The organism is Minwuia sp. IMCC3060 (genome assembly GCF_029909435.1).
Taxonomy (GTDB): Bacteria; Pseudomonadota; Alphaproteobacteria; order Minwuiales; family Minwuiaceae; genus Minwuia.
Genome location: NZ_CP123782.1, coordinates 2,855,739 through 2,876,664 on the forward strand (window position 1 = coordinate 2,855,739; position 20,926 = coordinate 2,876,664).

Genomic DNA, 20,926 nt, shown 5'->3' on the forward strand with positions numbered 1-20,926 from the left:
AGTTCAGCTTTGCCATGCCAGCGCCCTTGGCCCACACTGCTGTCCGGGGTGTGTCAAAGTCGCAAGGGGGTCCGTCCATGGCCGAGTTTCGCAAGATCAGGAAATTGCTGGTTGCCAACCGTTCCGAGATCGCGATCCGCGTCATGCGGGCCGCGAACGAACTTGGTATCCGTACCGTCGCGGTCTACACGGAAGAGGACAAGCTGGCGCTGCACCGCTTCAAGGCGGACGAGAGCTACCTGATCGGTGAGGGCCTCGGCCCCGTGAAGGCCTATCTGGCGATCGAGGAGATGATCCGCATCGCGAAGAAGGCCGGTTGCGACGCCGTGCATCCCGGATATGGCTTCCTGTCGGAGAACCCGGACTTCGCGGAGGCCTGTGCCGCCAACGACATCACCTTCATCGGCCCCTCCCCCGCCGTGATGCGCGGTCTGGGCAACAAGGTCGCCGCCCGGGACGCCGCAATTGCCGCGGGAACACCCGTCGTGCCCGCCACCGGTCCGCTGCCGGAGGATGCCGCCGAGATCACCCGCATGGCGGCCGAAGTGGGCTACCCGCTGATGCTGAAGGCCAGTTGGGGCGGCGGCGGACGCGGCATGCGTGCCATCGAGACGGAGGCGGACCTGATCGGGGAGGTCACATCCGGTCGCCGCGAGGCGGAAGCCGCCTTCGGCAATGGGGAAGTCTATCTGGAGAAGCTGGTGCGCCGCGCCCGCCATGTGGAGGTCCAGTTGCTGGGCGACCATCATGGCACCGTAGTGCATCTGTTCGAACGGGACTGCTCCGTACAGCGGCGCAACCAGAAGGTCGTTGAACGCGCCCCCGCGCCCTATCTGGACGACGCCCAGCGCAACGAGCTCTGCGAAGCAGCGCTGCGTCTGGCCCGCGCCGAAGGCTATGTCAACGCAGGCACCGCCGAGTTCCTGATGGATCGCGACACCGGCGAGTTCTATTTCATCGAGGTCAATCCCCGCATCCAGGTCGAGCATACGGTGACGGAGGAAGTCACCGGCATCGACATCGTGCAGGCCCAGATCCGCATCGCCGAAGGCGGCCGCATCGGCCATCCGGAGGAGACCGGCGTCCCGGCCCAGGAAGACATCAGGCTACGGGGCCATGCCCTGCAGTGCCGTGTCACGACGGAGGATCCGGAGGCCAACTTCATTCCCGACTATGGCCGCATCACTGCCTATCGCGGCGCCACCGGCTTCGGCATCCGGCTGGACGGCGGCACGGCCTATTCCGGCGCAGTGATCACCCGTTACTATGACTCGCTGCTGGAGAAGGTCACCGCCTGGGCGGCGACGCCGGAGGCGGCGATCCGCCGTCTCGACCGCGCACTGAGGGAGTTCCGCATCCGGGGCGTGGCGACCAACCTCGCCTTCGTCGAGAACCTGATCAACCACCCGAAATTCATCGCCAACGACTACACCACCAAGTTCATCGACGAGACGCCGGAACTGTTCGAGTTCGCCGCCCGCAAGGACCGCGCGACCAAGTTGCTGGGCTTCATCGCCGACGTCACCGTCAATGGCAATCCGGAGGTCAAGGGCCGCGCCCTGCCCCCCGTGGCACCCAAGCCGAAGGTGCCGGAATGGCAGGTGGAAACGCCGCCGAAGGGTACCCGCGACCTGCTGAACGAACTGGGGCCGGAGAAGTTCGCCGACTGGATGCTGGCGGAGAAGCGCCTGCTGGTCACCGACACGACCATGCGCGACGCGCACCAGTCGCTGCTGGCCACCCGGATGCGCAGTTTCGACATGGTGCAGGTGGCGGACGCCTATGCCCGCAACCTGTCCGATCTGTTCTCCATCGAGTGCTGGGGCGGCGCGACCTTCGACGTGTCGATGCGGTTCCTGCGCGAATGCCCCTGGACGCGGCTGTCGGACCTGCGGGCGCGCATCCCGAACGTGCTGTTCCAGATGCTGCTGCGCGGCGCCAACGGGGTCGGCTACACGGTCTATCCGGACAATGTGGTGCAGGGTTTCGTGCGCCAGGCGGCGGAAAGCGGTGTCGATGTCTTCCGCGTCTTCGACAGCCTGAACTGGGTCGAGAACATGCGCGTCGCCATTGACGCGGTGAATGAGTCCGGCCGGCTCTGCGAGGCCGTGGTCTGCTACACGGGCGATATCTTCGACCCCGACCGCGCCCGCTATGACCTGGACTATTACGTCAGGATGGCGCGGGAACTGAAGGCTGCCGGCACCCATATCCTGGGCATCAAGGACATGGCCGGGCTGCTGAAACCGGCGCAGGCACGGGTTCTGGTGAAGGCCCTGAAGGAAGAGACTGGCCTGCCGATCCACTTCCACACCCATGACACTTCCGGCATCGCCTCCTCCAGCATCCTGGCGGCGGCGGAGGCCGGGGTGGATGCCGCCGACATGGCCATGGACTCCTTCTCCGGTCTGACCAGCCAGCCCAACCTCGGCTCCATCGTCGAGGCGCTGCGCCATACGGAGCGGGAGACGGGGCTGCAGAATGCCACCATCCGCGCCTTCTCCGACTACTGGGAGGCGGTGCGGCGCGAGTACCGGGCCTTCGAGAGTGATCTGCGCTTCGGTGCATCGGAGGTCTATCTGCACGAGATGCCCGGCGGCCAGTTCACCAACCTGAAGGAACAGGCCCGGTCGCTGGGGCTGGAGGAACGCTGGCATGAGGTGGCACGCACCTATGCCGACGTGAACCTGATGTTCGGCGACATCGTGAAGGTGACGCCGTCGTCAAAGGTGGTGGGCGACATGGCCCTGTCCATGGTCTCCGCCGGGCACACCCGCGCCGATGTGGAGAACCCGGACAAGCCGATCTCCTTCCCCGACTCGGTCGTCTCCTTCTTCCATGGCGACCTGGGCCAGCCGCCGAACGGCTTTCCCGCCGCGTTGCAGGCCAAGGTCCTGGGCGGCGAGAAGCCGCTGACCGACCGCCCCGGCAAGTCGGTTCCGCCCGCCGATTTCGCCGCCCTGCACCAGCAGGCGGAGACTGATGCGGGACGCGAGATCACGGCGGAAGAATTCCAGTCCTGGCTGATGTATCCGAAGGTCTTTGCCGACTTCGCTGCCTTCCAGGCCGAGTTCGGCCCCGTTGATCGCCTGCCCACCCCGGTCTTCTTCTACGGCCTGGAACCCGGCGAGGAAGTCTCGGTGGAGATCGAGGCCGGCAAGACACTGGTGATCCGCTGCCTGGCCGTCGGGGAAGCCGATGAGGAAGGCATTGCCCGCGTCTTCTTCGAACTGAACGGCCAGCCCCGCCGCATCAAGGTCCGCGACCGTCACGCCGCCGCCACCGCCGTCTCTCACCCGAAGGCGGAACCCGGGAATGCCAATCACGTCGCGGCCCCCATGCCCGGCATGGTCGCCACCGTTGCCGTGGAGACCGGGCAGAAGGTGCAGGCCGGTGACCTGTTGCTCACCATCGAGGCCATGAAGATGGAGACCGCCATCCGCGCCGAACGCGACGGCGAGATCAAGACCGTCACCGCAGGCGCAGGCACGCAGGTGGACGCCAAGGACCTGCTGGTCGAGTTTGCGTGATCAGTTGAGATCCACTCTGGTTCACCCGACGTAAACAGGAGACGATTGGTTAACATCGCAATCAGAAGGGGGACTGAGATCAGCGATTTCCTGATGCGCGTGGCCGCGGTTGCCACGGTCGCGGTCGGCGCGCTCGCTGCGTCGGCGGTGCAGGCGGCGGATGTGTCCGTACAGTGGTTCGGACAGGCCGCGTTCAAGATCGTGTCTCCGGGCGGCAAGGTGATCATGATCGATCCCTTCATTACCCGGAACCCGAAGACACCGGACGACATGAAGGACCTGGCAGCCATTGGCCCGGTTGACCTGATCCTCGTCACCCACGGCCATGGCGACCACGTGGGAGACACCTTCAAGCTGGCGGAGATGACCGGCGCGCTGGTGGCGATGAACGCCGACATGGGATCGACCTACAACAGCATCGGCGCGATGGATCCGAAGAAGCTGATCCGCTTCAACAAGTCCGGCCCGATCCGCCCCATCGGCGATGGCATCACCATCACCATGACCCATGCCGAACATTCCTCGTCCGTCAGCTGGAAGGACCCGATTTCCGGCAAGACGCAGGTTCTGCCGGGCGGCGAGCCGTCGGGCTACATCGTGCGGCTGGAAAACGGCTACAGGATCTATCACGCGGGTGACACCGGCGTGTTCGGCGACATGGCCTTCATCGGCAAGTACTACAAGCCGGACCTGGCCCTGCTGCCCATCGGCGGTCACTTCACCATGGGCCCGCAGCATGCCGCCTACGCCATCAAGGAACTGCTGCGCACGCCGAACGTGGTGCCGATGCATTATGGCACCTTCCCGCCACTGAAGGGCACGCCGGAGAAGCTCATTGAGGTGCTGGGCAATGCGCCCACCAACGTGATCGTCATGCAACCGGGCGAAACCCGCAAGTTCTGACCACATCAAGGCAGGGCTGAACTACGAAGGGCGGCACCCGAACGGTGCCGCCCTCTTCATTCAATGCGAAATCAGTCGAGCACTTTTTGTTTCAGGGCAACACGCCGTGGCGCTGGGTCGGGGACGGCGCTTCCGTGCGCCGGTTGAGCGCCCGTTCCAGGGCCGCGATCAGCCTCGGGCGGGTTTCCAGGGGATCGATGACATCGTCGATCTTCATCTGGCCCGCCGCCGGGACCGCACCGCAGAGGTCGGTATATTCCGCCACAAGCTCCGCGTGCCGTGCCGCCGGGTCCGCCGCGGCCTCCAGATCGGCGCGATAGGCCGCCGTGATGCCGCTTTCCAGCGGAATGGCGTTGAAGTCCGCCGTCGGCCAGGCCAGCACCACCGACTGCCCCCCGCCATAGCCGCCCATCGCCGCACCGCCGTAGCCGAAGCCCTTGTGCGTCACCAGGGTCAGGATCGGCGTATTGGCGAAGGCGAAGCTGTGGGCCACCTGCATGCCGACGCGCAGCGCCCCCTCCTGCTCCGACTTCGGGCCGGTCATGACGCCGGGCGTGTCGGTCAGAAACACCAGCGGCAGGTGATAGGCACTGCAGAGGTCCATGAAATGCCGCAGCTTCTCCCCCGCCGCCGCGGTGATCGCGCCTGACATGACCTTCGGCTGGTTGGCGCAGATGCCGACCGGGTGACCGTTCAGCCGCGCCAGACCGGTGATCATCATCTTTGCGAAGGCCGGCTTGATCTCCAGGAAGCTGTCCCGATCCACGACAGCATCGATCACCCGCTTCATGTCATAGGGCCGCCGACGGTTCTCCGGGATCACGGTGCGCAGCGACGGCTCGGCCCGGTTCGGATCATCGGTCACCGGTGCGTCCGGCGGCCAGCTCCAGGCGTTGGTGGGCATGTAGGAGAGATAGCGGCGCAGCATGCTGATCGCCTCCTCCTCCGTATCCACCGCATTGTCGCCGACGCCGGAGATGGCACAGTGCAGGTCGGCACCCCCAAGATCCTCCTTCGACACGCTCTCGCCGGTGCCGGAGGCGACCAGCGGCGGCCCGCCGGCTGCCAGCATCGACGTGCCGCGCACCATGACGATGAATTCCATCATCGCCGCCAGCAGCGATGAATCTCCGGCGCTCGGTCCCATCACTGCCGCGACCTGGGGCGACTGCCCCGACAGCCGCGCCACCTGCATGAAGTGATGCATCGGGGCCAGCCCCTGGCCGACATATTCATCGGTGCGCGCGCCTGCGCCGTCAAACAGCCAGACCAGCGGCACCCGGTCCCGCTCCACCAGTTCGATCATGCGGCACTTCTTCTCGAAGTTGATCAGCCCCAGCGAGCCGCCCAGCACCGTGAAATCCTCCGACACCACGCCGACGGTGCGCCCGTCGACCTGCCCGAAGCCGGTGACGACGCCATCCGCCGGGGTGATCTTGTTCTTGGTCGGGGTCACGATGGTCGCCGCATGGGTTGCAAGCTGGCCGATCTCCTCGAACACGCTGCCGCGATCGAACAGCATCGCCACCCGCTCCCGCGCCGTCTGCTTGCCCGCCTTGCGCTGCCGCGCCACCTTGTCCGCACCGCCCAGCTCCAGACTCTCCCGCCTGCGCCGCTCCAGATCGTCGATCAGGTCCTGCATACCCGGCACCTCCCCGCGCCATTCCACCATCGTGGCGCGCAGTATCCCCGAAAGGCGTCACGGGCCGCAATGGCACCATCCGGGGTGCCGCCATGCACGACGAAACCTTTCGCGCATTTCTGTCAGTCAGCCTATGGACAGCCCCGAACCGATCCGCTAAACAGCGGCTTCCCTGACAGGGAGAGCCCTGTTCTGGTGACCCGTGGGCGCGTAGCTCAGTTGGTAGAGCAGCTGACTCTTAATCAGCGGGTCCACGGTTCGAGTCCGTGCGCGCCCACCATTCTTCCCAACGGGTCAAGAGCGCCTCGCGCGCACCTTCGTTCCTGAAGTCTCTCAGGTGATTGCGGTCTGCAAACCGTGGATGTGGGCTGTCAGTATGCCCGCATGATCGCTGGTTGCCATGACGACCAGTCCAGCCCCGCCGGGCAGGAGGTCCGCACCAAGCAGCACCCCGTCCGGTGTCGGTTGCGCGTCCACGAAGGACAGGGCCCCGGAGATCCTGTCCGGATCATCGCAGACAAGGATCAGGGTCGCGAACCAGTCGGGCAGTTCGGGGGACAGGATCACGTCGGCCGCATTTTCGGCAATGATGCCCACCCCTTCGCGCCTGATCATCAGATGCGCATGGAAGTGGGCCGGATGGGCGTCTCCGGCGTCGGGCACGTGATAGCCGAAGATGTCGGAACAGAGCACCCGGGCATTCCCGGAGACCACGATCTCAGTCTGCAGGTCGATGTCCGCCCCCGGCAACAGGACAGACGGCTGACCGTACCAGTCCAGATGACCGCCCTGTTCGCAATGCAGGACCCGCAGCAGTCTGGCCGGACCGCGTCCCCGGTGCGCATGACAGGTCCGGGCCCCCTGATCGTGAATGCTGGCCATGGCGCCGGGGCCGACGTGAGCGCGCTCGACCAGATCTTCACCGCCGAACAGGCCGCCGGATACCGACTGGGGCATCACCGTCAGGCCTCTTCGGTCGGGCGGGTAGATGCCGGTGAGCGCATAGGGGTAGCTGGCCCGCCGGCGTTTCAGCCAGGTCCCGTCCGGCCCGGCATGGAAGGCGAGATCCAGATCGGCAGGGTGCGTCACAGACTGCGGAACAGGACGGCCTGGCTCAAACACCCGGCAACCTCCCTCACGCCCTGGCCCGACCGGCAATCGGTGACGATCACGGGCTGGCCCTGCCGTGTCGCTTCGGCCTCGGTCAGCATGCGGTCCAGGTCGACGCCGACGTGCGGCGCCAGCGTGGACTTGTTGATCACCAGCAGGTCTGACTGGATCGTGCCCGGCCCGCGTTTCCGGGGGATGTCGTCGCCGCCCGCGACGTCGATGACGAAGATCCACCAGTCGACCAGATCCAGCGAGAAGGTGGAAGCCAGATTGTCGCCGCCGGATTCCAGCAGGATCAGGTCAAGATCGGGAAACCGGTCTTCCAGCGCATCCGCCGCCGCCATGTTCAGGGTGGGATCTTCCCGGATCACCGTATGCGGGCAGGCCCCGGCCTCGACCGCAACCACGCGGCCCTCGCCCAGCAGGTTCTGACGGATCAGCCGGTCCGCATCCTCGCGCGTGACCAGATCATTGGTGATCACCGCGGTCTCGATTCCCGCCGACGTCAGCAAGGGCAGCAGCGCCTCGATCAACGCTGTCTTGCCGGATCCGACCGGCCCGCCGATGCCGACCCGCGCGGCTGTCCCGTTGCCGCTCATCTGAGCATGTGCAGTCGGTTGAGCGGCACTTCGGCAAATGGTTCGTGCCACAGTTTCCGGCCATCGGCGAAGACGTCGAAGGTCTGTGAATCCACCGTGATCTCCGGCGTCCGGTCATTCAGCACCATGTCCGACTTGCCCAGCGACCGCACGGACCTGATCGGAACGAAGCGCTTCTCGACACCCAGCCTGCGTTCGGTATCGGCTTCCATGGCCAGTTTGCTGACGAAGGTCACGCCCAGGTGCCGCCGAGAACTGCCGAGCGCGCCCCACATGGGGCGCTGGATGATCGGTTCCGTTCCGATATGGCTGCCATTGCCATCGCCCATGGCGGACCAGACGATCTCTCCCGACTTGACCACCATCGACGGTTTGGCGCCGAACGACTGCCGTGGCCAGAACACCAGATCGGCCATCTTCCCGGGTTCGATGGACCCGACATGCTCATCGATACCCGCCGCGATGGCCGGGTTGATGGTCAGCTTGGCGAGATAGCGCAGGATCCTGAGATTGTCCGCATTGTCGAACGGTTCATCCGCCAATGGCCCGTAGGTGTCCCGCATGACACTGGCGAGCTGAAAGCACTTTGCCGAGTTCTCGGCCAGCCGTCCCATGCCCTGCGTGTCGGTCGCGAAGATGGAGATTGCGCCCATGTCGTGCAGACAGTCCTCCGCGGCCATGGATTGCGGGCGGATGCGGCACTCCGCGAACGCCACATCCTCGGGGATCGCGAAGCTGAGAATATGGCACAGCATCGTCATCGGGATGCCTTCCTCCAGCGCGCCTCTGGTGAACGGATTTGTCGGGTTCGTCGATGACGGCAGCACATTGGCCGCACCGTTCACCCGGATCAGGTCCGGCGCATGGCCTCCGCCCGCGCCCTCCGTGTGGTACATGTGAATGGTCCGTCCGGCGATGGCGGCCAGGGTATCCTCGCAGAAGCCGAATTCGTTGATGGTATCGGTGTGCAGATGCACCGAATAGTCGTGCGCATCGGCGGCTCTCAGCGCACCGTCGATGACAGCGGGCGAGGCACCGAAATCCTCGTGAATCTTCACGCCAAGCGCGCCACCGGCGACGGATTCGACCGACGCATCGAAATCCATGCAGCCACGCCCCAGGAAACCGAAGTTCAGCGGAAACTCGTCCGCTGCACGGATCAGCGCGCCCAGGATGTTCGGCCCCGATGAACTCACATCGAAATGCGGGCCGGGCGACATGCCGATCATGGTGGTGAAGCCGCCTGCCAGCGCATGCCAGGCCTGTTGCGGCGACAGGAAGTGCGCGTGCGCCTCGATTCCGCCGGGCGTCACGATCTGACCGTCGCCGTGCATGACGGTCGTGTTGGGGCCGGTCGCCAGGCCCTCCGACACGCCATCCATCAGGTCGGGATTGCCGGCCTTGCCGACGCCGACGATGCGGCCGTCCCGGATACCGATGTCGCCCTTCACCACACCCAGTACAGGATCCATGATGATGGCATTGTGGATCACCACATCCAGTGCGCCGCTTTCGTAGGTGCCGCCGGGCTGGAAGCCTTCGCCGTCGCGCATGGCCTTGCCTGCGCCGGTGGTCAGCTCATCGCCGTAACTGGTGTGATCCTTTTCGATGCGTGCGATCAGGGATGTATCCCCAAGGCGAAACCGGTCATCGACGGTTGGACCATAGAGTGTGGTGTAGGTTTCCCTGCTGAGCTTGGCCATCAGGCATCACCTCCGGTTTCGGGCAGCCCCAGATAGCCGAGTTCCGCCGCCTTCCGCATCGCGCGGTCGCGCACGGCGGGATCATCCAGCGCCCCGTCTGTCAGCCCCCCGCCGCCGCGCATCGTGCGCGTGCCGCCGAAAGCAACCAGCGTGACAGTTCTGGCGATCCCCGGTTCGAACTTCGCGCCCGCGCCGGAGGGGCTGTCGAGGCGCATCCCGAATGCCGCCGCGCGGTCGAAGTCCAGTTGCCTGTTCACCTCGAAGAAATGCGCGTGGCTGCGTACCTGAATGGTCCGGTCGCCCCGATTGATGACGCTGATCTCCACACTGTCCCGCCCGGCATTGATCTCGATGTCTCCGTCCGCCGGCAGGATCTCACCGGGCGCAGGCACGGTGCTCGCGGCGCTGCCCGGCTGGATCGGATCGAACACAGTGATCAGTTTGGTACCCTCAGCCATGCTCACCTCAACCGAGACATAGGGGATCATGGCCGCCACACCCGGCAGCACGTCGTCGGCCGTCAGCAGGTTCCCGCCGAATTCGACCAGCGACGCATGATCCAGATCGCGGCGGGCCGCCGTGATGATCTCGTCGGCGATCAGCGCAATGGCCTCCGGCTGGCTCAACCGTATCCCCTGCGTGCGATAGCGCCGGGCGAGCTCGGCGGCAGTGAAGAGCGTGAGACGCTCCTGCTCCGTGGGTGTCAGGTTCATCGGAAACCTCCGTTCATGTGGCGAACAGCCGGGTATCGGACCGGCGGTGGCGCATCATTGCGATGTCCGCGAATGGGCTGAAGCTTGTGGGCAGCGCATCACCGGGCACGGTCTTGCCAGCCCAGCAGGCCAGATCGTCCCTGTGCCGCGTAACAGCCTGTTGCGCACCTATTGCACCGGTCAGACCCAGACGGATCGCCGCGTTGGCAAGGCCGGCCAGAAAGCGGTGCCCGGCGACAAGCTGTGCGGTCTGTTCGGAGATACCAGCCATCGCCAGAACAGCGCCGAGGGCCACAGGCTGATGCGGCCGCAGACGGCCCGCGCGAACGCGTGCCATCGTTTCGGCAGCGCCGGGCAGGCCGAGTTTGACCGCTGCGGTGAGAATTCCGCGCCCCGCCTGTGCTGAAGCCTCACGCTGTGCCGATGCCCAGGTCATGCGCTCGACGCGGGCATCAAGCTGAATCAGGGACGTCGGATCGGCGACGGCGCGATGCGCAAGCACAGCAATGACACGCTCGAAAGGGCCGAAACGCCCTTCGATCTCACGCGCGAAGAATGTGTCGAGCTGCGACGCCGGGATACGCCGCCCGCCCGACAGTTGCTCCAGCCCGTTGGAGGTAGCGAAACCGCCAGCCGGGAACAGGCCGTCTGCGAACTGCATTGCGCCCAGCAGTTCCGAAGCGTCCGTCATGACACCACCCTGAAACGCCCGTCCAGCGGTGCAAGCCGGGCGAGATAGCTTTCGGCATCGCCGCTGTCGAGCGCCACCTGTACCCGTCCATCGGAGAATTTCACCCGCCAGTGCAGGTTGCCGGCAGCATAGCCGAGTTCCAGGGCCGCAGCACTGTCGAGTGGTTCCAGATCCAGCCAGTCCGGTGCACCGACACGAACCACCAGCGCCAGTTGTGCGTCCAGATGCAGGACCGCGCCATCGGCCAGCCGCTGGGATCTGGGAAGGGCGACCTGAACCGGCCTGCCGTTCTCGGTGGTCGCCTGAAACCGCCTGCGCCCGAGATCGGTCTCGGCAACGATCAGGATTTCCAGACCGCCGTCGTGATCCAGCCGATGCAGCCGGCTGGCGGTATCCGGATCGTCGCGCCATGCAACGATCCGGTCCACCATCAGGGCCTCAGGCGACGGCAAGGTGTTCCGCCCTACAGCGTCTTCCAGTCCTCCGCCTGTTCGAAAGCATAGGCGGCCTTGTAGATCGTGGCCTCGTCATAGCGCTTGCCCACCAGCATCATGGAGATCGGCAGACCGTCGCCCATGCCGCAAGGCACTGCCATTGCCGGATGATGCGTGATGTCGAACGGTGAGGTGTTGGAGATCATCTCGAACGCGCACTGGATATATTCCTCACGGGTTGCATCGGGTGCGGGCAACTTGGTCGCCTTCAGCGGCACCGTCGGCATCAGCAGCAGGTCATACTCGGCCAGTACCTTATCATAGGCTGCCTTCAGTTGCCGCGACAGGTTCATGGCCTTGCCGTAGTAGCGGCTGCCATAGTTCTTGCGGATGTGCGTGCCCAGCAGTGTGAGCAGCTTGGTCGTTTCGGACATCTCGTCCGCGCGCTGGCGCCAGTTGCGATGGAAATCCATCAGGCTGGTGACATACAAGTCCTGACGGCTGACGCCATAGCCGTCGCCATACATCATGGTCTGCGTCAGGCCCTCGACCCCGATGGGCATCCAGATTGCCGGGCCGAGCAGATGCCAGGGGATGGAGACCTCTTCCACCGTCGCACCCATCTTCCGGTAGATCTCGGCGGCATGCATGTTGGCGGCATTCACGTCGGCTTCAGCGTTCTCCTGGGCGAAGCCTTCCTTCACGATTGCGATCTTCATGCCCGCGACGCCACCTTCCAGCATCTCGGAATAGGGGTGGGTCTCGACGTCGAACTGGCGCGGATCAATGCCGTCGCTGCCCGCCATGACTTCCAGCATCAGGGCGTTGTCCTTGACACTGGCGGTTATGGGGCCTGTGTGATCGACATAGATCTCGATGGGCATGATGCCGGTATAGGGCACCAGTCCGTGGGTCGGTTTCATGCCGTAGACGCCGGAATAGGCGGCGGGCATGCGGATCGAGCCGCCCTGGTCGCCACCGACGGCCATGTCGACTTCGCCCAGACCGACCAGCGTCGCGCTGCCCGACGAGGAGCCGCCCGCCGAATAGCCCATCTTCACCGGGTTGTGGACCGGACCGGTCGCGTTGGTGTGGCTGCCGCCGGAGAGACAGAAGTTCTCGCAGTGTGACTTGCCCAGAATGATCGCGCCTTCGTCCAGCATACGGGTGACGATCTCCGCATCGACGTTGGGGATATAGCCCTCCATCGTCGCCGCCCCGTTCATCATGGGCACACCGGCCAGCATGACATTGTCCTTCAGCACGACAGTCTTGCCCTTCAGCTTGCCGTCCGGGGCGCCCTCGACCGTCGATTTGACGTACCAGGCATTGTACGGATTGTCCTCCGGCGCGGGGCGGTAGCCGGGCGTGCGGGGGTATTTCACTTCCGGCAGATAGTCCGGCAGCGAATCGACCACGTTGTAGGCGTCGATGTTGGACTGCAGCAGGCCAATGTAGGACTCGACGTCCGCATCGGTCAGCGAAAGTCCCATTTCGTCCGCTGCGTCGCGGACCTGCTGGGGGGTGAGTGTGCTTACAGCCATGACAATGTGTCTCCTCGGAGGTTTCCTGTGATCAGGGGGCGAGATAACGGAGCAGCGCGGGATCGTTGCGGATGGCCTCCGCTTCCCCTTCCAGCGGGATCTGGCCGCGCTCCATCACGTACACGTAGTCGGCGACCCGAAGGGCCAGTTCCAGGTGCTGTTCCACGATGATGACACTGATCTCGCGCGACAGCGCGGCCAGCCGCTCCGCGATTTCCTCGATCACGCCGATCCAGACGCCTTCGGTCGGCTCGTCCAGCATCAGCATGGTGGGCTTGCTCAGCAGCGCGCGCCCGATGGCAAGCATCTTCCGCTCGCCCCCGGACAGGGTGCCGGCAGGCTGGGACAGGCGCTGGGACAGCTTGGGGAAGAAATCCAGCACCTTGTCGATGCCCGACTTGTCCTTCTGCGTGACCGCGCCGAGATTCAGATTGTCCTGCACCGACAGTTTGGCGAAGACCGCGTGTTCCTGCGGCACGTAACCCATGCCGTGGCGCACACGCTTCTCGGTACCGACTCCTGCCGCAGCCATGCCGTCAAAATCGATGTCGCCGGACATTGCCTTCAACTCGCCTGCCAGTGTCTTCAGCAGGGTCGTCTTTCCGGCACCGTTCCTTCCCAGGATCGCGACGCAGCCGGTACGTGGCGCGGACATGGACAGGTCGAAGATCACCTGGCTGTGGCCATAGCCGCTGTTCAGGTTCTTCACGTCGAGAATCTTGTCAGACACGGGTTGTGTAGACCTCCTGAACCTTGGTCGATCCCTCGATCTCGGCAACCGTGCCGTCATCCAGCACCTGTCCCTGGTCCAGCACGGTCAGGTTGTCACAGATATCCTTGATGAAATCGAGATCGTGCTCGACGATCACCAGCGCGCAGTAATCCCGGATCGGTTCCAGCAGTTCGCCGGTCACGCGACGTTCCTCCGGGCTCATCCCGCCGGTCGGTTCGTCGAGCAGAAGCAGTTTCGGCTTCAGCGCCAGCGCCATCGCGATCTCCAGCCATTGCTGCTCTCCGTGACTCATCTCGCCAGCCAGTGAATGCGCCTTTCCGGTGAGCCGGAACTGCGCCAGCATGTCCATGACCTCCGCGTCCAGGCGTTGGCGCGACCTGGACAGCAACAGCCCCCACAGGGACTGATGCGCCTGCAGGGCCAGCAGCAGATTGTCGTAGACGGTCAGTTCAGGAAGGATCGCGGTGATCTGGAACTTCAGGCTGAGGCCGCGTCGGGACCGTTCGGCGGGTGACATGGTGGTCACGTCTTCGCCGGCGAAACTGACCTCACCTTCGTCCGCGAAATGGTCACCCGCGATGGCCTTCAGCAGGGTGCTCTTGCCGGACCCATTGGGGCCGATCAGGCCATGGAAGGTATTGGCGTGGACGGCGACATCGACACCGTTCAGCGCGCGCAGCGTCCCGAAGACCTTGCCGAGTCCGCTGACTTTCAGTAGCGGCTCAGTCATTGCCGGTTGCCTTTCCGGTGTCATCGGTCCCGGATGATTTCCCGCCCTGCCGGACGCCGAAGGATCCGAAGCGTTCGCGCTGGCTGACCAGCAGTCCCACCAGTCCGGTCGGCTGATAGGCCACGACGACCAGCATCACGGCGCCGAGCGCGATGGGCCAATAGGCTTTCAGCGTCTCATTGTCCGAGAGAATAACGGTCAGGCCCTCGATGACGCCTGCCCCGATCACCGGACCGATCAGGGTACCGACACCACCGAACAGGCCGTAGAGCACGGCATAGGTCGATGTCGTCACACCGACGGTGGACGGACCGACGAAGCCCTCATGAAAGGCATAGATCGCACCGGCCCAGCCCGCGATCAGACCGGCGAAGGAAAACACGATCAGCTTGAAGGCCTGCAGCCGGTACCCCAGGAACGCCAGGCGGTGCTCGTTCTGGCGGATGCCGGCCAGAGCCAGACCGAACTGCGAACGCACCAGATAGCGGCTCGCCAGATAGGCGATCAGCAGGAAGGCGACGGCCAGATAATAGAAGCCGATACCCGGCTCCAGCTCTGTCCCGAAGATTGTCGCGAAATCCCAGATCGACATGCCGTTCCCGGCGCCGACCCATTGCCAGCCCGCGACCAGCCGCTCGGCGGCGAACGAGGCGGTCAGCGTGCCCAGGGCGACGAAGATGATGGTTGGCGTCCTCTTGCTGATCAGCAGGAACCAGCCGACGAACAGCGCCGAGAGCAGGCCGACCAGCATGCCGGCGGGGACAATGACCAGCAGTGAGGTCGTTCCGGTTTCCTCGGACAGCTTGGCCACGAAATAGCCGCCGATGCCGAAGAACAGGGCCTGCCCGAAACTCATGATCCCGGAATAGCCCCAGCACAGGTCGAAACTGACTGCCAGCATGGCCAGCAGGATGATCGAGGTCACACGGACCACGAAGTAGTTGTTGAAGTCGAGCGTCTCGCCCTCGGCAGTCAGATAGGTGATGAGGATCGGATAGAGCAGCAGAAGCGCCAGCATCGCGAGTTCGATGATGGGCAGCACCGAAAGGGGCAGGCGTCGCTTGCCGCCTGCCTTGTCGTCCGCGAGGTTGGCGGTCGTTTCCGTCATCTTGGTCTCATCTCCAGGCGAATGCCGTGTTGCGGGAAGGCGCGTCGGATCGTGAAGGCCCCGGCCTGCGCCGTGCAGACCGGGGCACCACGCTCAGGTCAGCCGCATTCCTGCGGCGCAACCATGTTGGCTGAACTCAGGATCTCGTATGAGCCGCCCTTGGCCTGCGCGACGTACATGTTCAGCGCACAGTGACCGGTACCCGGAACCATGCGGGAATCGCCGCCAGGCACATCGGTGATGGCAACATCATCGATCGCCGCAGACACCGCTTCCCGGCTCAGGTCGCCGCCTGTCTTCTTCACCGCTGCCTCATAGAACTTGACGGCACGGTAGGCGCCGGTGGCCGCCGATCCTGCGGTGAACAGGTACTTCGTGCCCGGGAACATCTCGGCGTATTCCTTCTGCAGTTGCGCGCCGACCGGATCGTCCACCGTGTGGAAATAGTCGAGGCAGGTGAAGACACCCTCAAGCTCGCGCTCAGGCACGTAGTTCACGCTGTTCTCGTCGAAATAGACGCAGGTATGTGCGCCCCCGTCCTTCTGGAAGCCGGACTCGTAGAGCTGCTTGGTGAATGCCTGCAGACCCGGCGGGATAACCGTGTTGAACACGCAGTCCACGCCCTCGCTCTTGATCTTGGCGACGGTCGCCGAGTACTCGAGCTGATCCAGCGGGTAATATTCCTCGAACACGACCTCGCCGCCGTTCTTCTCGATCAGGGCACGGGCATACTTGTTGAGCAGCTGCGGCCACCGGTAGTTCGCCGAAGGCATGGCGAATCGCTTCTTGCCGAGGGTGTTCATCAGGTAGGGGATCAGTTCGTCACACTGCTGTGCCGGGGTCGGGCCCGTGCAGTAAAGATGCTCGGTGCATTCCTGACCTTCGTAGAGCTGCGGATAGAGGTACAGCGTCTTGCCGCGGCGCACGATCGGGTTCTTGATCGCTTCCCGCATGGCGGAGGTGATGCCGCCCACGACGACATCGACCTTGTGCTGCTGGATCAGCTTCAGGACGTTGCCCACAGCAACCTTGGGGTCCGATGCGGTATCTTCCAGATAGAGTTCGATCGGACGGCCACCGATGCCGCCTGCATCGTTGATCTTCTTCGCCGCCAGCTGGATGACCTGCCAGTTGGAATTGCCCGACGGAGCAATTGCGCCGGTAATGTCCGTCGCGACGCCGAACTTGATCGGTGCCGCCCCGAACGCCCGGCTCGGGCGCAGGATCCAGCCACCGGAAAAGCCGGCCACCCAGCCTGCCGCAGTCAGCGCCCCCGCGCCGCGCAGCAGGGACCGGCGACTGATGCCGCCCCCGCCATTTGAATGCTTGTTCGCCATTCTAGATTCTCCCTTTTGTGATGAAGCCATCCGGCCGGAACTTGACGATGACCAGGGCGACGATGAAGACGAGCACCTCAGCCACGATGGGCTGGATCAGGTCGCCGACCATGATCCCGAACAGGGGGATTTCACGCAGCCACTGGAAGCCGGGGACCATGGCGCCGATCACGGCACTGCCCAGGATCGGCCCCTCGAAGGTGCCGACACCGCCCAGCATGACCGACAGGAACGCCTGCACCAGAAAGCGCACACCCAGATCGGCCGACAGTGAGAAGAGCGGCACCATCAGGGCACCGGCCAGTCCGGCCAGCGCGGCCCCGAACGCGAAGGTGAAGGCGTAGAGGCGGGTCGTGGAGACGCCTGACGCGCGCGCCAGACCGGGGTTCTCCAGCGCACCGCGGATCTGCAGCCCGAACGACGTCCGTGTGAGGAAAAGGAAACAGGCCACCATCAGCGCACCGGTCAGGAAGATGATGATCGCGCGCCAGGCCGAAACATCGACCCCCAGCAGCGAGACCGATCCCGGAACCGGCTCGTCGATGGCGTAGTACTGGCCGCCGATCAGCACACGGATCAGTTCACGGATGATCAAACCAATGGCAAAGGTCGCCAGCATGGCGATCACAGGGGAGGCGTAGAGCCTTCTGATGAAGGCGATCTCGATGACCAGGCCGGCGATCGCCACCAGGAAAGGCGCGGCGAGCATGCCGGTCCATTCGGGGAGGCCCATCTCGCGAAAGATGTAGACCGTATAGGCACCCAGCAGGACGAACTCGCCGTGACCAAGATTGAAGATGCCCATCATGCTGGCAATCACGGCCAGTCCCAGCACCACAAGCACCATGATGGACGAGAAAGCCAGAACATCGAAGATCAGCTTGACGGCTACGTCCAAGTGAATGTTCCCCCCTGGCAAAATGATGACCCAACTGAACCCCTGGAAACGGGCCACGTCGGGGGGATAGGCAACATGTATGCCACAAGCAAATCACCACCCTGAAACGTGGATTTCCCGAGATACCTCCTGTTGTTGGCCGTCTTCGCTGCGCATTTTCTGACGACATCTTAATCAGAAAAAATCAACACCTGCGGAATAATTGAGCAATCCAAAGAATTGGCAATCATTTGTACGCATCTGGACAACTTCGCCAGACACCCGAAGCAGCATTGAGTGCGCCGAAGAGCTGCGCCTCACAGCGCCTGTTCGGTCAAACAGGTTTCCTTTGGGGTGTCGGGATCACTGCCTGTATCGCCACGCAGACGAAGGCGCGGTGACCGAACAGGGCGGTGAACTTCCGGCATGGCATGAGACAAGCGTCACCGCTCGCCTGCGGAAATCCGGGCTGACGTACAGACCTCAGAAACTGGTGCCCGGCTTGTAGTAGCGGTCCGCCCAGATGCCCATCTGCGGTTCGTCCTCCAGCGGCAGGCGCCAGCTCTTCACCTTCGCGCCCGCCAGCACCACGCGGAACAGGCCGCGTGGCTGGTCGATGGTATTGTCGACATATTCGTTGGCACCGCGCCGCCCGACATAGCGCGCCGCCATGTCGCGATAGAGATCCCGCCAGAGATCGTCGGCGCCCAGATCATGCACCAGCTCCGCATCGCCCTCCACCAGCACCTTGCGATAGGGCAGGTTCTGGTCGTCGATGCAGAGCGCGACGCGGGGATCGCGGCGCAGGCAGGCGAACCACTCGGATTTCTCGCGCGGCGTGAACCAGATCGCCCCGTCGCGATGGATGAACCACAGCGGCGTCACCAGCGGGCTGCCGTCTTCACGCACCACCGCGATCTTCATCACGATGCCCTTCGCATCGAGGAACTCCCGGAACTCGTCGTCAGTCAGCTTCGGCATGGTCTCTTCTCCCCTTCAGAATTGCGCCGGAAGCCCGGCATGCCACCCCTGGTGACAGACTGCGGCTCACCCCCAGCCATAGCCCCGCGCCTCGAATCCCAGCAAGGGTTCGGCGAAGGTGCGGGTGGCGGCGGGCAGGCCTGCGGCCTGAGCGGCGCCGAAACAGACGTGGAGCGGCAGCAGGTGCTCCTCCCGGGGCTGGCAGAAGCGGGCACCGGGGGCATCTGCCCAGGCAGTGAGCCGGTGGGTCCGTTCGGCAGCATCGGCGGCGGGATCGCAGATCACGCTGTCCAGCCAGTCATGGAACTCGCTGGCCAGCTGCTGCCCCCCTGCCCTCTGCTGTGGCGACAGCCGACCGACCAGCGCCTGCATGTTGTGGAAGCTGAAACCGGAACCCAGCAGCACCACCCCATCGTCGAGCAGGGGACCGAGCGCCTGGCCCATCGCGATGTGCCGGGCCGGATCAAGTGACGAAAGCAACGACATCTGCAGCACCGGAATGTCGGCCTCCGGCCGCATCAGCATCAGCGGCACGAAGGTGCCATGGTCGAAACCGCGTTCCGGGTCGAGAGCGGGCGTGAATCCCGCCACGCGCAGTGCAGCCGCTGCGGCCTCCGCAAGGTCCGGCGCGCCGGGCGCGGGATAGTTCAGGCGATAGGTCTCCTCCGGGAAGCCGAAATAGTCGTAGAGCATCCCGGGGGCCGCTGAACTGCTGAAGGACGGGGTCTCCGCCTCCCAGTGCGCGGTGACGACAATGATCGCCTTCGCCCCCTGCAGGCCGGGCCGAAGGGCCGTCAGCGCCTCGACCAGCGGCACATGGGCCGGATCGCCCATCAGCGGCAGCGGACCGCCGCCATGGGGAATGAAATGGATCCTGTGCATCGCTTCAGGTGCCTGCCTGGATGAGGCTGGTCAGGTTCGTCATCGTCTGCGTGTCCACGGCAATGGTCTGTGTCGGAGTAGATATAGGACAGCAGACGCGCGATGGGCAGAACCGGCCCGTTCATTTTCCTGCCATGGCGGCCGTCATGTCACCAGCGTCCTGCGCTGAAGCAGTCGCAGCGTGATCAGGCTGCAGAGGGCCAGCAGCAGCAGCGCCGTCGCGAACAGGATCGGGGCGGCCGGGTCCCCGGTCACGTCACCCAGATAGCCCGCAACAGACGGAAGAATGCCGATTCCCAGATAATAGTAACTGAAGAAGATGCCCATCCCCATGGCCCGGTTCGCAGGAGAGAGTATCTGCACGGGAACCGCAATGATCGCCCCCGCCGGAGACCAGGCAAGCAGCCCGATGGCAATGAATGCGATGAGCCGGTCGTCCAGAAAGATGAGCGACATCGTGGCAGCGGCCCCCCCGAGGAACATCGCCACCATGAACAGATCGCCATTGATCCATTTCTGCACGATCAGGCCACCCAGCGGCACGGCGACCACGCCAATCCAGATGCCGGTACTCGCGAGTTGCCCGGCGGCAATGGCTTCATAGCCCTGGGAAACGAGGTAGGCCGGTGCAAAGCTGACAACAACGATCAGGTTGGCGTTGAACAGCATCCAGATCATTGCCGCTGTCGAGACGAGGAGAAACTCCCTCCCGCCCAGTCCGAACTTCAGCGATGCCGAGCCGCCGGGAGCAGGCACCTGCCGGTTGCTGGCCCCGAAGAGAAGCAGAAGCACACCGGCGCCGCAGAAAAGGGCTGACATCATCAGCATGCCACTCAGGGAGTAGGCCTCCGCGAATGCCGCCTGCGTCGCCAGACCAAGCGCGATGCCAAAGGGCCAGCTGTTGACATGGATCGACATGGCGACCGTCAGTTCCCGTTCAGCAAACCAGTCGGCAATCATCTTTGACGAGAGAACGTTGAACGCCACTGCACCGACGCCGCTGAGAATCCGGCCGACATACATCACGTCGACGGAGCCCGAGCGCGCCGACATGACACCACCGACGGCCATCAGCAGCATGCCGAGGACCAGCAGGGACTTTTCGCCAAACCTCTGGCCCAGCATGCCGCTGGGTATCGCGAGGAACAGTCCCGGCAACTTGTAGGCCCCGATCAGCGACCCCAGAACCGCCAGATCGATCGCCAGCTCGGAGATCAGGAACGGCCCGACGCTGCCAATCGACTGGAACTGGTATCCCATCGACGTCCGGGCGAGGAAAACCGCCGCCAGCACAATCCACCGCCTGTCCATCTCCGTTCCTCCTCCGCGCCCTGAACCCAGCATCCGACGCTATGGCATCGCGGGCAGGACAGAAATCGACCGACTGCAGTAACCTGACTGCACCATCT

The 20,926-nt window shown here is 64.3% G+C and carries 18 protein-coding genes and 1 tRNA gene; 3 read left to right on the plus strand and 16 right to left on the minus strand.

Going from position 1 to position 20,926, the window contains the following annotated elements:
* Positions 1-77 precede the first annotated feature (77 nt).
* Complete coding sequence (gene pyc / locus QGV54_RS13405) at positions 78-3,530, plus strand: pyruvate carboxylase (protein ID WP_281016340.1); 3,453 nt, start codon at positions 78-80, stop codon at positions 3,528-3,530.
* Positions 3,531-3,623: 93 nt separating this feature from the next.
* Positions 3,624-4,433 carry a metal-dependent hydrolase gene (locus QGV54_RS13410; RefSeq protein WP_281016339.1) on the plus strand — a complete coding sequence of 270 codons (810 nt, stop codon included), beginning with the start codon at positions 3,624-3,626 and terminating at the stop codon, positions 4,431-4,433.
* 91 nt (positions 4,434-4,524) lie between these two features.
* On the opposite strand, the gene QGV54_RS13415 is transcribed toward QGV54_RS13410, so the two are convergent.
* A complete protein-coding gene (locus QGV54_RS13415) occupies positions 4,525-6,075 on the minus strand; it encodes a carboxyl transferase domain-containing protein (protein ID WP_281016338.1) in 1,551 nt (516 codons plus the stop codon).
* Positions 6,076-6,279: 204 nt separating this feature from the next.
* Here QGV54_RS13415 and QGV54_RS13420 point away from each other — a divergent pair.
* A tRNA-Lys gene (locus QGV54_RS13420) sits at positions 6,280-6,355 on the plus strand.
* A gap of 53 nt (positions 6,356-6,408) precedes the next feature.
* Here QGV54_RS13420 and QGV54_RS13425 read toward each other — a convergent pair.
* From QGV54_RS13425 to QGV54_RS13495, 15 genes are all read right to left on the minus strand, one after another.
* Positions 6,409-7,197, minus strand: coding sequence for an urease accessory protein UreD (locus tag QGV54_RS13425; RefSeq protein ID WP_281016337.1), 789 nt, complete (start codon positions 7,195-7,197; stop codon positions 6,409-6,411).
* A complete protein-coding gene (ureG, locus tag QGV54_RS13430) occupies positions 7,161-7,784 on the minus strand; it encodes an urease accessory protein UreG (protein ID WP_281016336.1) in 624 nt (207 codons plus the stop codon). The genes QGV54_RS13425 and ureG overlap by 37 nt, the downstream gene beginning before the upstream one ends.
* The gene (gene ureC, locus QGV54_RS13435) at positions 7,781-9,487 is read right to left on the minus strand and encodes an urease subunit alpha (RefSeq protein WP_281016335.1); all 1,707 of its coding nucleotides are present in this window, start codon (positions 9,485-9,487) and stop codon (positions 7,781-7,783) included. Before ureC ends, ureG begins: the two co-directional genes overlap by 4 nt.
* A complete protein-coding gene (gene ureB / locus QGV54_RS13440) occupies positions 9,487-10,200 on the minus strand; it encodes an urease subunit beta (protein ID WP_281016334.1) in 714 nt (237 codons plus the stop codon). The genes ureC and ureB overlap by 1 nt, the downstream gene beginning before the upstream one ends.
* A 13-nt stretch (positions 10,201-10,213) precedes the next feature.
* Positions 10,214-10,891, minus strand: a complete 678-nt coding sequence (locus QGV54_RS13445) for an urease accessory UreF family protein (protein ID WP_281016333.1) — start codon at positions 10,889-10,891, stop codon at positions 10,214-10,216.
* Complete coding sequence (locus QGV54_RS13450; RefSeq protein ID WP_281016332.1) at positions 10,888-11,343, minus strand: hypothetical protein; 456 nt, start codon at positions 11,341-11,343, stop codon at positions 10,888-10,890. The genes QGV54_RS13445 and QGV54_RS13450 overlap by 4 nt, the downstream gene beginning before the upstream one ends.
* Positions 11,344-11,354: 11 nt before the next feature.
* Positions 11,355-12,869 (minus strand): amidase, encoded by a 1,515-nt coding sequence (locus QGV54_RS13455; RefSeq protein WP_281016331.1) that lies wholly within the window; start codon positions 12,867-12,869, stop codon positions 11,355-11,357.
* Positions 12,870-12,900: 31 nt separating this feature from the next.
* Positions 12,901-13,599 carry an ABC transporter ATP-binding protein gene (locus QGV54_RS13460; protein WP_281016330.1) on the minus strand — a complete coding sequence of 233 codons (699 nt, stop codon included), beginning with the start codon at positions 13,597-13,599 and terminating at the stop codon, positions 12,901-12,903.
* Positions 13,592-14,332 carry an ABC transporter ATP-binding protein gene (locus QGV54_RS13465; RefSeq protein WP_281016329.1) on the minus strand — a complete coding sequence of 247 codons (741 nt, stop codon included), beginning with the start codon at positions 14,330-14,332 and terminating at the stop codon, positions 13,592-13,594. Before QGV54_RS13465 ends, QGV54_RS13460 begins: the two co-directional genes overlap by 8 nt.
* The gene (locus tag QGV54_RS13470) at positions 14,325-15,440 is read right to left on the minus strand and encodes a branched-chain amino acid ABC transporter permease (RefSeq protein ID WP_281016328.1); all 1,116 of its coding nucleotides are present in this window, start codon (positions 15,438-15,440) and stop codon (positions 14,325-14,327) included. The genes QGV54_RS13465 and QGV54_RS13470 overlap by 8 nt, the downstream gene beginning before the upstream one ends.
* A gap of 98 nt (positions 15,441-15,538) precedes the next feature.
* Complete coding sequence (locus QGV54_RS13475; RefSeq protein WP_281016327.1) at positions 15,539-16,777, minus strand: substrate-binding protein; 1,239 nt, start codon at positions 16,775-16,777, stop codon at positions 15,539-15,541.
* 1 nt (position 16,778) lies between these two features.
* Entirely contained in the window at positions 16,779-17,624 is an 846-nt protein-coding gene (locus tag QGV54_RS13480; RefSeq protein WP_348638787.1) for a branched-chain amino acid ABC transporter permease, read from the minus strand.
* Between the two features lie 513 nt (positions 17,625-18,137).
* Entirely contained in the window at positions 18,138-18,635 is a 498-nt protein-coding gene (locus tag QGV54_RS13485) for a pyridoxamine 5'-phosphate oxidase family protein (RefSeq protein ID WP_281016325.1), read from the minus strand.
* Between the two features lie 66 nt (positions 18,636-18,701).
* Positions 18,702-19,517: a class III extradiol ring-cleavage dioxygenase gene (locus QGV54_RS13490; protein WP_281016324.1), complete on the minus strand. Its 816-nt coding sequence runs from the start codon at positions 19,515-19,517 to the stop codon at positions 18,702-18,704.
* Positions 19,518-19,661: 144 nt separating this feature from the next.
* Complete coding sequence (locus QGV54_RS13495) at positions 19,662-20,828, minus strand: MFS transporter (RefSeq protein ID WP_281016323.1); 1,167 nt, start codon at positions 20,826-20,828, stop codon at positions 19,662-19,664.
* Between the last annotated feature and the right edge of the window lie 98 nt (positions 20,829-20,926).

What these genes read in the sequence shown, in the direction of transcription:
- pyc (WP_281016340.1), top strand. Translation starts at nt 78, where the DNA reads ATGGCCGAGTTTCGCAAGATCAGGAAATTGCTGGTTGCCAACCGTTCC.
- QGV54_RS13410 (WP_281016339.1), top strand. Translation starts at nt 3,624, where the DNA reads ATGCGCGTGGCCGCGGTTGCCACGGTCGCGGTCGGCGCGCTCGCTGCG.
- QGV54_RS13415 (WP_281016338.1), bottom strand. Translation starts at nt 6,075, where the DNA reads ATGCAGGACCTGATCGACGATCTGGAGCGGCGCAGGCGGGAGAGTCTG.
- ureG (WP_281016336.1), bottom strand. Translation starts at nt 7,784, where the DNA reads ATGAGCGGCAACGGGACAGCCGCGCGGGTCGGCATCGGCGGGCCGGTC.
- ureC (WP_281016335.1), bottom strand. Translation starts at nt 9,487, where the DNA reads ATGGCCAAGCTCAGCAGGGAAACCTACACCACACTCTATGGTCCAACC.
- ureB (WP_281016334.1), bottom strand. Translation starts at nt 10,200, where the DNA reads ATGAACCTGACACCCACGGAGCAGGAGCGTCTCACGCTCTTCACTGCC.
- QGV54_RS13445 (WP_281016333.1), bottom strand. Translation starts at nt 10,891, where the DNA reads ATGACGGACGCTTCGGAACTGCTGGGCGCAATGCAGTTCGCAGACGGC.
- QGV54_RS13455 (WP_281016331.1), bottom strand. Translation starts at nt 12,869, where the DNA reads ATGGCTGTAAGCACACTCACCCCCCAGCAGGTCCGCGACGCAGCGGAC.
- QGV54_RS13465 (WP_281016329.1), bottom strand. Translation starts at nt 14,332, where the DNA reads ATGACTGAGCCGCTACTGAAAGTCAGCGGACTCGGCAAGGTCTTCGGG.
- QGV54_RS13470 (WP_281016328.1), bottom strand. Translation starts at nt 15,440, where the DNA reads ATGACGGAAACGACCGCCAACCTCGCGGACGACAAGGCAGGCGGCAAG.
- QGV54_RS13475 (WP_281016327.1), bottom strand. Translation starts at nt 16,777, where the DNA reads ATGGCGAACAAGCATTCAAATGGCGGGGGCGGCATCAGTCGCCGGTCC.
- QGV54_RS13480 (WP_348638787.1), bottom strand. Translation starts at nt 17,624, where the DNA reads ATGGTGCTTGTGGTGCTGGGACTGGCCGTGATTGCCAGCATGATGGGC.
- QGV54_RS13485 (WP_281016325.1), bottom strand. Translation starts at nt 18,635, where the DNA reads ATGCCGAAGCTGACTGACGACGAGTTCCGGGAGTTCCTCGATGCGAAG.
- QGV54_RS13490 (WP_281016324.1), bottom strand. Translation starts at nt 19,517, where the DNA reads ATGCACAGGATCCATTTCATTCCCCATGGCGGCGGTCCGCTGCCGCTG.
- QGV54_RS13495 (WP_281016323.1), bottom strand. Translation starts at nt 20,828, where the DNA reads ATGGACAGGCGGTGGATTGTGCTGGCGGCGGTTTTCCTCGCCCGGACG.